This window comes from Collinsella sp. CM84Y_54 (assembly GCF_036317945.1).
Classification (GTDB): Bacteria; Actinomycetota; Coriobacteriia; order Coriobacteriales; family Coriobacteriaceae; genus Collinsella.
The window spans coordinates 418,203-430,609 of record NZ_JAWQCX010000001.1; the positions used below are offsets into that span (position 1 = coordinate 418,203).

Annotated in this window: 7 protein-coding genes and 1 tRNA gene; 3 read left to right on the forward strand and 5 right to left on the reverse strand. The window is 60.1% G+C overall.

The window, feature by feature from the left end:
- Positions 1 to 183: 183 nt before the first annotated feature.
- The 5 genes from glgA to glgB all read right to left on the reverse strand — a co-directional run bounded on the left by glgA (position 184) and on the right by glgB (position 9,772).
- Positions 184 to 2,493 (reverse strand): glycogen synthase GlgA, encoded by a 2,310-nt coding sequence (gene glgA, locus V2391_RS01860; RefSeq protein ID WP_329738014.1) that lies wholly within the window; start codon positions 2,491 to 2,493, stop codon positions 184 to 186.
- Positions 2,494 to 2,583: 90 nt separating this feature from the next.
- Positions 2,584 to 3,711 carry a glucose-1-phosphate adenylyltransferase subunit GlgD gene (glgD, locus tag V2391_RS01865; RefSeq protein WP_329738015.1) on the reverse strand — a complete coding sequence of 376 codons (1,128 nt, stop codon included), beginning with the start codon at positions 3,709 to 3,711 and terminating at the stop codon, positions 2,584 to 2,586.
- A 4-nt stretch (positions 3,712 to 3,715) separates the two neighbouring features.
- The gene (locus tag V2391_RS01870) at positions 3,716 to 4,864 is read right to left on the reverse strand and encodes a glucose-1-phosphate adenylyltransferase (RefSeq protein WP_006233920.1); all 1,149 of its coding nucleotides are present in this window, start codon (positions 4,862 to 4,864) and stop codon (positions 3,716 to 3,718) included.
- A 107-nt stretch (positions 4,865 to 4,971) separates the two neighbouring features.
- Positions 4,972 to 7,398, reverse strand: coding sequence for a glycogen/starch/alpha-glucan phosphorylase (locus V2391_RS01875; RefSeq protein WP_329738016.1), 2,427 nt, complete (start codon positions 7,396 to 7,398; stop codon positions 4,972 to 4,974).
- Positions 7,399 to 7,492: 94 nt separating this feature from the next.
- The gene (gene glgB, locus V2391_RS01880) at positions 7,493 to 9,772 is read right to left on the reverse strand and encodes a 1,4-alpha-glucan branching protein GlgB (RefSeq protein WP_329738232.1); all 2,280 of its coding nucleotides are present in this window, start codon (positions 9,770 to 9,772) and stop codon (positions 7,493 to 7,495) included.
- A 331-nt stretch (positions 9,773 to 10,103) separates the two neighbouring features.
- On the opposite strand from glgB, the gene V2391_RS01885 reads away from it, so the two are divergent.
- From V2391_RS01885 to V2391_RS01895, 3 genes are all read left to right on the forward strand, one after another.
- Positions 10,104 to 10,793, forward strand: coding sequence for an HAD family hydrolase (locus V2391_RS01885; RefSeq protein ID WP_329738017.1), 690 nt, complete (start codon positions 10,104 to 10,106; stop codon positions 10,791 to 10,793).
- Between the two features lie 9 nt (positions 10,794 to 10,802).
- A complete protein-coding gene (locus V2391_RS01890) occupies positions 10,803 to 11,444 on the forward strand; it encodes a thiamine diphosphokinase (RefSeq protein ID WP_329738018.1) in 642 nt (213 codons plus the stop codon).
- A gap of 166 nt (positions 11,445 to 11,610) precedes the next feature.
- A tRNA-Ala gene (locus V2391_RS01895) sits at positions 11,611 to 11,686 on the forward strand.
- Positions 11,687 to 12,407 lie beyond the last annotated feature (721 nt).

A 12,407-nucleotide genomic window follows, 5' to 3' on the forward strand; every position in this document is an offset into this window, starting at 1 on the left:
CAGGCCATGGGCTTAACGCACAATATTTAAGTATATCGTTGTACTTTAGTTGTATAAACTACAGCCGCTCACTATCGGCGAACGGTTGTCCTAGAAAATCGTTTTACCTCATCTATAGAACAAGGGGTGTCGCACTGAACGACACCCCTTGTTTATTGAGGATTAGATTGTGGATCGTCCGGATTAGCGGCGCTTGCGGGTGGCCGTTGCCTTGCGGACGGAGGTCTTCTTGGTCGGGGCCTTTTCCGCTGCTGGAGCGGCGGGGGAGGCCGGGGTCTCCTTTGCAGGCTCGGGCTTAGCCTCTGCCTTCGGGGCGGCCTTGACCTCAGCGGCCTTCGGCACCGGCTTGGCCTTTACCTCGGCCTTGGGCTCCTCTTTGGCAGTGGCGGTCTTAGTCTCTGCCTTGGGAGTTGCGGCCTTTGCCGTGGTCTTCTTGGCTGACGTCGCGCGCTTGCGCGTGGTGGTCTTTGCGGCGGGCTTGGCCTCGATGGTTGCCTCCGCCTTGGACTCGGCAGGCGTCTCCTCGGCCTTGGCGGCCGGCTTTGCGGCTGCCTTGGTCGTGGCTGCTTTCGTGGTCGTCTTCGCGGCGGCCTTCGTAGCGGCAGCCTTGGTCGTCGTCGACTTTGCGGCCGTTGCTTTCTTGGCGGTCGCGGTCGACTTCTTGGCAGTGGTCTTGGCCGATGCCTTGACGGCGGCCTCAGCCTTTATCTCGGGAGCAGCCTCGGCCTCGGCGGCCTTCTTGGCAGCGGCGGTCGTGCGCTTGCGCGTCGTCGTTGCCTTGGTGGCAGTCGTCTTTGCTGCGGCGGTCTTGGTGGCAGCGGCCTTGGTTGTCGTAGCCTTCTTGGCCGTCGTCTTGCGCGTCGTGGTCTTCTTGGCGGCAGGCTTTGCAGCCGGCTTAGCCTCAGCCTTCACCTCGGCCTTGGGCTCCTCGGCGGCAGCGGGCTCCTTAACGGGCGCCGCAGGCTCGGCCTCAGCGGCAACCGGCTTCTCCACAGCCGCAGCAGCCTTCACAGCCGCCGGGCGCTCAATCTCCGGGTGCATAAAGAAGTACAGGTCAAGATACTTGTCGGCCGAGCGCGTCCAGCTAAAGTCCTGGCTCATGGCCTGCGTGACCAGCTGGTTCCATGCCTCGCGGTTATCCCAGAACAGGCGTGCCGCGCGGAACACGGCGTCGCCCATCTCGTCGCCGTTAAAGTTGCTAAACGAGAAGCCCGTGCCCTCGCCGGTAAACTCGTTATACGGGATCACCGTGTCCTTCAGGCCACCGGTCTCGCGCACGATGGGCAGGGTGCCGTAGCGCATGGCGATGATCTGCGACAGGCCGCAGGGCTCAAACTTCGAAGGCATCAGGAACATATCGGCGGCGGCGTACATGCGCTGCGACAGCGCCGGGTCAAACTCGATGCGCGCGGCCATGGTGCCGGGGTACTTGTCTTGGAAATAGCGCAGGCCGTCCTCGTAGTCGCGGTCGCCGGTACCCAGCACGGCTACCTGAACGCCGCCGGCGAGGATGCGGTCGAGCGCGTACATGACCAGGTCCATGCCCTTCTGGCGCGTCAGGCGCGTGACCATCACCATAAGCGGGCGGTCGTCGCGAACCTCGAGCCCCAGCTCTTCCTGCAGCTTGGCCTTGCACACGGCCTTGCCGGAACGGTCGTCAACCGTGTAGTTGGCGGCAATGCGCTTGTCGGTTGCCGGGTCAAAGGCCGCCACGTCAATGCCGTTGAGGATGCCCTGCAGCGCGTAGGAGCGCTCGCGCAGTACGCCGTCCAGGCCCTCGCCAAACTCGGGCGTCTGGATCTCGCCCGCGTAGGTGGGGCTCACCGTGGTGATGGCATCGGCATAGTGCAGCGCGCCCAGCATGTAGTTGATGCTGCAGGCGTCGCAGCGTAGCTGCGTAGCAGCCGCCGGAATATGCGCCACACCCAGGATGTCCTCCATCACGGTGTCGCTAAACTGGCCCTGGAACGCCACGTTGTGGATCGAAAACACGGTCTTGACACGGTCGTACAGCGGCAGGCCCTGGTAGAACTCGCGCAGGAACACGGGCGCCAGTGCCGTCTGCCAGTCATTGCAGTGCAGGATGTCGCACTCAAAGCCCTCGGGCAGGTGCTGCAGGCTCTCGGTAATGGCCTTGGAGAAGAACGCGAAGCGCTCGCCGTCGTCAAAGAAGCCGTACGGATAGTCGCGCGCAAAGTAGCGCTCGTTGTCAACAAACATATAGGTGACGCCGTCGTGCTCGAGCTTCTCGAGACCGCAGTACTCATTGCGCCAGCCCAGGCTCACGTAAAAGTCGGAAAAGTGCTCCATCTGTGCCTTGTACTCGTCCTTGATGGTGGCGTACTTGGGCACCATCACGATGACCTCGGCGCCGGCGCGTACAAGCGCCGCAGGCAGCGAGCCCGCCACGTCGCCCAGGCCACCGGTCTTTACAAACGGTGCGCACTCGGCCGAGGCAAACACGATCTGCATCTTTTTGCTGGAATCTGCCATATTGTCTCCCATGTTGCAATTCGAGAATAGCCGCCTGGCGCTAACCGGGCGGCTATTCTACCTGTTACGAGCGATGTTGCGATGCCAACGTTAACGTACGATGGTGGTATCGGAAGTTAACGGAGCTTTTCCCAGCACCAGGATGTTCTCGGGCGTGCCGCGAAGCTCGGTGTTGGTGGGAACCACGTTGTTCTTGTCCAGAATGGCGTTCTCAACGCGGGCGCCGCTCTTGATGATGCAGCTCTGGTTGATGATCGAGTTGGTCACCGAAGCGCCTTCCTCGACCACAACGCCGCGCGACAGGATCGAGTTGCGCACGGTGCCCTTGATGATGCAGCCGGCCGAGATGATCGAGTTGCACGCGTGGCTGCCGGTCGCATAGCGCGAAGGCGGCACGTCGTGAGCCTTGGTCAGGATCGGGCGCTCGGGATCGAAGAGATGGTCGGCCACGGTCTGGTCGAGCAGGTCCATGCTGCGGCGATACAGCGACTTCTCGCTAAACACGCCTACGACCTCGCCCTTGTACTCGTAGCTGCACACGTCGATGTTGCCAAAGTCGCCCTGGAGTGCCTCGAGCAGGTCCAGATAGTCGGCGGCCTGGTAGTGGTCGATGATCTCGAGCAGCGTCTCTCGGTTGACGATGCAGCAGTCCATAGAGGCGTTGTCGCCGTACGCGACGCCAGCGCTCACGCCCGTCAGGCGGCCGTTCTCGTTAATCTCGAGCTTGGTCTCGTCATCGACGTTGCGCGTGGCCTTGCAGTACACCACGGTCATCTGGGCACCGGAGTTCTCGTGCGCGTCGATGATGGTGTTGAGGTCCATGTTAAAGATGATGTTGGTGCCCATCATCACAACATAGGGCTTGTCCGAGCGCTGGAACAGCGTCTTGTTGGAGATAATGTCGCGCAGCAGGAAGCGCATGCCGCCCTTGGTGGTGCCATACGCGTTGCCGGGCACCATGAACAGGCCGCCCTTCTTGCGGTCCAGGCCCCAGTCCTTACCCGAGCCCACGTGGTCGATCAGCGAGCGGTAGTTGCCCGGCATGACGACGCCGACGGTCTTAATGCCGGCATTCATCATGTTGGACAGCGGGAAGTCGATCAGGCGGTAGCGGCCCAAAAACGGAACGGACGCGATGGGGCGGTCCTTGAGCAGCACGCTGCCGTAGGTCGAAGAGTAGTTAGCGGTGATATAACCGATGGCCTTGCGATTGATCATCGGATCATTCCCCCTTCCCGATAACGACGTCATTTCCAACGACGGCCGTATCCTTGGTGGTATCGACAGAGCCGAGCTTCACGCCCTCTTCGACCGTGGAGTTCTCGCCCAAAATAGCTCGGCAGATGTGCGCGCCGCTCTTAACGTGCGCACCCGGCAGCAGCACGGAGTCCTCGACCACGGCGCGCTCCTCGATGATGACATCGGTCGAAAGGATCGAGTGGCGAGCGGTGCCGTAGATCTTGCAGCCGTTGGAGACCAGGCAGTCGTCCAGGCGGCCGTCCGGACCAATGTAGTGCGGCGGACGCGTGGTGATGTTGGACATGATGGGGAAATGCTTGTCGAACAAATCGAACTCGGGGTTATTGCCCAGCAGGTCCATCGAGGTCTCGTGGAAGCTGGCGATGGTGCCGACGTCCTTCCAAAAGCCGTGGAACTCGTAGCTGTACAGGCGCTTGCCCTCGCCGAGCAGCTTGGGGATGATGTCCTTGCCAAAGTCGTGGCTCGAGCGCTGGTCCAGAGCGTCCTCCTCGAGCGCCTCGATCAGCACGTCGGCCGAGAAGATGTAGATGCCCATGGACGCGAGGTTCGAATCGGGCTTATCGGGCTTCTCGGTGAACTTGGTGATGCGGCCGTCCTCGGGGTCGGTGGTCAGGATGCCAAAGCGGCTGGCCTCCTCCCACGGCACGGGCATAACGCTCACCGTGAGGTCGGCGTTGTTCTCAATGTGCGTCTTGAGCATCTTGCGGTAGTCCATGCGATACAGGTGATCGCCCGAAAGAATCAGGACGTACTTGGGGTCGTTGGCCTTGATGTAGTCCAGGTTCTGCGTAATGGCGTCGGCCGTGCCCGCATACCATGCGCCGCCGGTCTGCGTCTCGTACGGCGGCAGGATCGAAACGCCGCCGTCGCGGCTGTCCAGATCCCAAGCCTCGCCGGAGCCCACGTAGGCATGCAGCAGGTAGGGGCGATACTGCGTCAGAACGCCCACCGTGTCGATGCCCGAGTTGGAGCAGTTGGAGAGGGAAAAGTCGATAATGCGGAACTTGCCACCAAAGCTAACCGCCGGCTTAGCGATCTTTTGGGTGAGTGCCCCCAATCGGCTGCCCTGTCCTCCTGCGAGGAGCATCGCGATGCATTCTTTCTTACTCATCGATTTCTCCTTCTGTCATCGATGTTCCTAAACCCATTAGCGACGGGCGCGGCGCAACGTCACGCCCGTCGAGTAATGCCGTGCTGGCATAGGGGAGCTCGCGGCCTTTACGCGTGCCAGATCTCGTCGCGGTACTCGCGAATGGTGCGGTCGCTCGAGAACCAGCCGCTCGAGGCGGTGTTGAGCAGAGCCTTGCGGTTCCAGGTCTCCTGGTCGCCATAGCTGCCGGTGAGCTTCTCCCACGCATCCACGTAGCTGCGGAAGTCTGCCATGACCAGGTCGGGGTCGTTGTTGTTCATGAGCTCGTTGTAGATGCTCTCAAAGTTGCCCGAGAGGCCGGCAAACGTGTTGTCCTTGAGCTCGTCCATCACGCGGCCCAGACGCTCGCGGTCGCCGTTGAGGGTATCCCACGCAAAGTAGCTGTTCGATGCCCAGAGCTGCTCGACTTCGGGAGCGGTCAGGCCAAAGATGGCCTCGTTCTCGCGGCCGGCCAGGTCGGCGATCTCGATGTTGGCGCCGTCGAGGGTGCCCAGCGTAATGGCGCCGTTCATCATGAGCTTCATGTTGGACGTGCCCGAGGCCTCCTTGCCGGCCGTGGAGATCTGCTCCGAGATCTCGGCGGCGGGGTAGATGAGCTGGGCGTTGCTCACGCGGAAGTTGGGAATAAAGCAGACCTTCATGACCTCGTTGACGCGGGCATCGTTGTTGATGACGTCGGCCACGGAGTTAATGAGGCGGATGGTCTCCTTGGCAAAGGTGTAGCTCGAGGCAGCCTTGCCGCTAAAGATGAAGGTCGTCGGCGTCACGTGGAAGTTGGGATCGGCGATGCGACGATTGTAGATGTCCATCACCTTCATGATGTTCATGAGCTGACGCTTGTAGGCATGGAAGCGCTTAACCTGAACATCGAAGACGGTGTTGGGGTCAATGACCAGACCGGTCTCGGCCTTAACGTAGGCGGCCAGGCGCTCCTTGTTGGCGCGCTTGGAGGCACCCACGGCCTTGAGGAACTCGGTGTCGTTCTGGAAGCTTTTAAGCTTTTCCAGCTCAAAGGCGTCCTTGAGCCAGCCATCGCCAATGGCATCGGTGACGAGCTTGGCGTAGGTGGGGTTGGCCTCGGCAAAGAAGCGACGGTGCGAGATGCCGTTGGTCTTGTTGTTGAACTTTTCGGGCGTCAGGGCATAGAAGTCCTTGAGCACGATGTTCTTGATGATGTCGGAGTGGATCTTGGCCACGCCGTTGACGCTGTGGCTGCAGATCACGGACAGGTTGGCCATGCGAATCTCGCCGTCCCACAGAATGGCGGTCTGGCGCAGACGCTCCTGCCAGCCCTCCTGCGTGGTGTCAAACGACTCGTGCCAACGACGGCTGATCTCGTCGATGATCTGGTACACGCGGGGGAGGAGCTTGGAGAACGTGCCGATGGGCCACTTCTCCAGAGCCTCGGGCAGGATGGTGTGGTTGGTGTAGCTCACGACCTGCGTCACGATGTTCCAGGCGTCGTCCCACTCGAGCTTCTTCTCGTCGATGAGGATGCGCATGAGCTCGGGGCCGCACATGGCGGGGTGCGTGTCGTTGGTATGGATGGCAACAAACTGCGGCAGCAGCTCCCAGTTCTCGCCGTGCTCCTTCTCAAAGGTGTCGAGCAGGCTGTAGATGCCGGCCGAGACAAACAGGTACTCCTGCTTCAGGCGCAGCAGACGGCCGTGCTCACCGGCGTCGTTGGGGTAGAGGATGGCGCTTATGGCCTCGGCCTCGGCGCGCTCGGCGTCGGCCTGGGCGTAGTCGCCGCGGTTGAAGGCCTCCAGATCGAAGTGCTCCTCGACCGGCTCGGCGGCCCAGACGCGCAGCTTGTTGACGGTCTCGCCGGCATAGCCCACGACGGGGATGTCGTAAGGGACGGCCAGGATGTCCTGTGTGTCCACCGTGCGGTAGAACGTGCGGCCGTTCTCCTCAAAGCCCTCAACATGGCCACCAAACTTAATGGTCACGGCCTTGTCCTGACGGCGGACCTCCCAGGGATAGCCGTGGGTGAGCCACTCGTCGGTAGCCTCGACCTGGCTGCCGTTGACGATCTCCTGCTTAAACAGGCCGTAGCGGTAGCGCATGCCGTTGCCGTAGCCGGCAATGCCCTCGGCTGCCATGGAATCCAGGAAGCATGCGGCCAGACGGCCCAGGCCACCGTTGCCCAGAGCCGGATCGGGCTCCTGGTTCTCGATGACGGAAAGGTCGAAGCCCATGTCGTCGAGCGCCTCGGCGACCATGTCGCGCACGCCAAAGTTGAGCAGGTAGTTGTCGAGCAAACGGCCGATCAAAAACTCGATCGAGAAGTAGTACACGCGCTTTTTGCCCTCGGCGGTGGCGCGGGCGTCGCTCTTGGTGGCAACGGTGCGGGCCTTCTCGGCCACGAGCTTGGCCAGGGCGTTAAAGCGATCGAGGTCGCTGGCGGCCTCGACGCTCTTGCCGCTGATGCTCATGACGGCATCGCGATAGAGCTCGGTAAACTCCTGCTTGTTGTCGAAGATCTTATTCATACGTTCCTTTCCCCCGGGGATGTTTCTCCCGGAACGGTTATGACTTGTATCCTACGCCTCGGCGAGGCGGGTAATTACAGCTGTAACGGCTTTGTTACGCATCCTTGTCAGACGACTTAACAGAAGCTGCCTTGGCCTTGGTAGCGGCCTTTTTGGCGGCCGGCTTCTTGTTCGCGGTAGCCTTAGCAGCGGGCTTTGCCGCGGTCTTGGTCTTGGCCTTGGTCGTCGTAGCCTTTGCCTTAGCCGGAGCCTTCTTGGCGGCCGCAGGCTTGGGCTTCACCGAGGACGTGCGCTTCTTGGGCGCAGCCTTGGGCTCCTCAACCACCGGCGGCTTGTAGCTGCTGGGGCCGCGGCGCTTAAGCACCACACCTGCCAGGCCGGGCACCTTGATCTCAATAGAGTCCATCTGCCCGTTCCAGGGATAGGGCTCGCTTGAGCAGGTGTAGGGCTCCTCGCCGGCATAGCCGCTGCCGCCAAACTCGGGACGGTCGGAATCGAAGATGACCTCCCAGTCGCCCTCGCGCGGCACGCCCACGCGGAAGCTCTCGTAGCTCGCCGGGTCAAAATTGATCAGGATCACCAGGTCGTCATCGACGTCCTCGCCCTGGCGCACAAAGCTCACGATGGACTGCTTGGAGTTGTCCGCATCGATCCAGGTAAAGCCGTCGTCGGTGTATCCGCGCTCGTACAGGGCGGGCTCGGCAGTGTACAGGTGGTTGAGCGCCTTGATAAACGCCTGATGATGCTTGTGAGTCTCATACTCCTCGGTCAGGAACCACTGGATGGACTCGTAGTAGCGCCACTCGATAAACTGGCCGATCTCGTTGCCCATAAAGTTGAGCTTGGCACCGGGGTGCGTCATCTGGTAGAAGGCCAGCGTGCGCAGGCCGGCAAACTGGCGCCACCAGTCGCCCGGCATGCGGCCGATCAGCGAGCACTTGCCGTGCACGACCTCGTCGTGGCTCAGCGGGCAGATAAAGTTCTCGGTAAAGGCGTACATAATGGAGAACGTGAGCAGGCCGTGGTTGCCGGGGCGCCACGGAAAATCGGTCTGCATGTAGTGCAGGGTGTCGTTCATCCAGCCCATATCCCACTTGTAGTGGAAACCCAGGCCGCCGTCCTGCGGCGGATAGGTCACGAGCGGCCACGCGGTGGACTCCTCGGCCATCATCATCACGTCGGGGTAGTGCGCCTCTACAGCGCAGTTGACCTGGCGGATAAACGCGCTGGCGTCAAGGTCCTCCTCGGTACCGTACTTGTTGAACTTCTTTTGGCCCGGATCGTCGATGCCAAAGTTGAGGTACAGCATGCTGGACACGCCGTCCATCCGAATGCCGTCCACGTGGAAGTTCTCGAGCCAATACAGCACGTTGGAGACCAAGAAGGAGCGGACCTCGCCGCGGGCGAAGTCAAACTTGTGCGTGCCCCAGTTGGGGTGAATCTCGTGCTCAAAAAGCATATGGCCGTTAAAGGTGGCAAGGCCGTGGGAGTCGGCGCAAAAACCGCCGGGTACCCAGTCCATGATCACACCGATGCCCGCCTCGTGGCACGCATCGATAAAGTGCATGAGCTGCTGCGGGTTGCCGTAGCGCGACGTGGCGGCGTAGTAGCCGGTCGTCTGGTAGCCCCAGGAGCCATCGAAAGGGTGCTCCATGAGCGGCATGACCTCGATATGCGTGTAGCCCATGTCGCGCACGTAGTCCACAAGCTCCACCGACAGGTCGTCGTAGGTGTAAAACTCACCGCGCTGCGCGGGGAAGGGGTCCATGGGGCCGGGGTAGTTGCCGTACTCGTCCGGCTCGCCCTGCGGCGCGTCGCCGTGGCGCTTCCACGAGCCAATATGCACCTCATAGATGTTAAGGGGCTGCGACATGTGGTTATGGCTAGCGCGGCGCTTGAGCCACGCGGCGTCGTTCCACTTGTAGCCATCGAGGGTCCACAGCACGCTGGCGGTTCCCGGAGGGCACTCGGCCTTAAAGGCATACGGATCGGCCTTGTAGAGCTTTTCGCCCTCGTTGGTCTCGATAAGGTACTTATAGAGCTGGCCGTGCTCGGCGCCAGGAATAAAGCCTTCCCAGATAGCACTCGTATGCATGGGCACCAGCGGGTTGGCTTGCTCATCCCAGTTGTTAAATTCGCCAATGACGTGGACGCTCTTTACGTCGGGCGCCCAAACGCAAAAGCGCCAGCCGCGCGTACGGTTCTGCGTGTCGGGGTGAGCGCCCATCTTTTCCCAGCTGCGCTCCCACGTGCCGATGCTAAATAGGTAGACATCGTCCTTGGTGAGCTCCGGTGCATGCGGGGCGGCTTTACGGGTAGCGGGCTTTTTGGTTGCTGGCTTTAGCTTTGTATCGCTCACGTTTGATCCCATCATGACGCGGCAGCGTGTTGCCTTGGTGACTAGATGCGAAAGGTCCAAGGCTGCACGAATCGAAGGGACGGCGATAGTTCTATGATTCGTTCCACCTCGCGTGCACGGTGGAACTTTCGGCAGAAACTACGATAACACCTGTACGTTAGTTTTATGGACGAAAGTGGATTTGCGGGCGCGTTTAATCGGTAAGCGCCATGTTTATACCACTGGCAGAATTGCCGTGGTAAAACTCTTGACAGTTTTACCAATTAGGGTTTCAAAACTGTTAGGCTGACGTTTGGTAAAACGTTTTTAGCAGGTTGTTTACCATTTGACATTGAAAGGCTCGTTTATGGACCATATCGCCGCCCCAAGTGTTGCGTTTATTTTCGATTGCGACGGCACACTGGTTAATAGCTCCCCCGTCTGGGGCCATGCGCAGACCGAGTTATTGCGCCGTCATGGCATTGATGTGACGGTCGACGATTTTGCCCAGTTTGAACATCTTTCGCTGGAGGATGAGTGCCAGGCCTATCACGACACGTGGGGCATTGGCGCGAATGGCGAGGAGCTGTATCGCGAGCTGGGCGAGATTTTGATTGATGGGTACTCCAAGGTGCCGCCGCGCGAGGGGCTCCTAGCATTTTTGGAGCTGGCGAAGGCGGCGGGCATTGCCATGTGCGTGGCCACGTCCACGCCGGCCGAGCTGGTGCAGTCCGCCCTTGCGGCTGCTGGCCTTGATCGCTATATGGAGTTTATTACCACGACGGGCGAGGCGGGGCGCTCCAAGCAGTTCCCCGATGTATACGAGCTGGCGCTGCGTCGCTTGGAGGAGCGCCACGGGCACAAGTTTGAGCGTGCATGGGTGTTTGAAGACGCCGTCTTTGGACTTAAGAGCTCTGGCACTGCTGGATTTAAACGTGTGGGTATCTATGACCCGCACGGCCGTATGGAGCGCGACGAGGTGCGTGCCAACTGCGATATCTTTATCGATAGCTATGGGGACCTGGGCCTGTCCCGCGTGCTTGCGTTTGAGGGATAGGCGAGGGCTGTGGCTTGCAAAGTATTAGTGGTCTGCGGCTCGCCGGTGGTGTCGAGCCCCGAGTTGCTTTGCCATCTGGCAGGGGAGTGTGACCACATCGTTGCCGTAGACCGTGGGCTGGACGCCCTGTTGGGAGCCGGGTTGGGCTGCGACGTGTATGTTGGGGATGCCGACACGGTGAGCGACGCTGGTCGTGCGCTGGTCGATGCCGCTGTCGATTTTGAAGTAGAACGCCACGACCCGTACAAGGACTACACTGACCTGGCATTGGCATTAGACGCCATCCGCCTCCGCTGGCCAGCCGCCGAAGTGGTAGCAACCTGCGCCACCGGCGGCCGCCCGGACATGGCACTTTCTGTGTTAGGGCTACTGGCAGGCTATGCGGATGCCCCCGTCTGGATCGAAGAAGACGAAGTGACGGCCAGAATCCTGCACCAGAACGAGACCTGGACCATCGAGGGCGCCGAGGGCAAAACCTTCTCCATCATCGCCATCGCTCCCAACACAGAGATAAGCGAACACGGCCTAGAGTGGGAACTGGACCACAGCCCCCTAGGCCTGTTAGCCGACACCGGCATCTCTAATGTCGTCAGGAAAACGGCCAAGATCAAAGTCCACCAAGGAACGGCGATCGCCTACCTTTACAAGTAAGCTGCCGCCGCGTGAGGGTTTTATCGGGACGGTGGCTGAATTAGCTAATTTCGGCAAAGCCAAAAATAGCTAATTCGGCCCCGTCCCAGGAAAACCCGTAAGAAAAAGTTTCAACAAAAACCTCTTGCATCTCCGAAGATCTTCCCCTATAGTACTGCCTCGTCACGGGGGCGTAGCTCAGCTGGGAGAGCGCTTGACTGGCAGTCAAGAGGTCAGGGGTTCGATCCCCCTCGTCTCCACCATCGTGAATGTAAGGCCACTCAATCGAGTGGCCTTTTTTGCAAAATTTTGCTGTCAGCAGCAGTTGTCGCATTTTTTGCGACAACTGAATCATCGTCGCTTAATTCGGTGGACCTCGCATTGAGAGACGTGATTGTCAACCTCGTCCCATAAACCGTACGCCCACGCCAACACCCGCAAAAAGTTGCGCAATTACCTTCCCGGTTTTGTACAAAGTTTGATCGCCAAACCACACACCCCCATAAACCTGCGGCAATGCGTGCGAGGCGGCGCGATATCCCCCATAACCACGGCAAATAAACAATATGTTGCTCAACACACCCCAAAACGTATGGGCTACCTGCTGTGCTAGGATAATTAACGTTACATGGGTTCAACTGTGTTCACGGCTCCAGCAAGCCGCAAAGCGCAGGGTCGATCAGCATCCGGCCGTAACGGCGGTGTCAGAAAAACCACGAGCTCCAATAGCCTCGTCATGCGTTTCGCATCGAATGACTTTGTTCCTGTCTATGTGCAAGCTGTTCATTCGAATCGATATTTCATGACAAATTGCAGCAGTCCTGCAGCTGTTTGCGTGCGGTCCAGTTTTGTACCCGCTTGACTGGGCCGCACGCAGCCAGCTGGAGTCGCGGTCATTTTTGCGATACACGTCCGCGACTCTAGCCACTGCACTCATACATACCGTTCACGGTGGGGCAGAGCCACGTGCTTGTCTAACTGGGC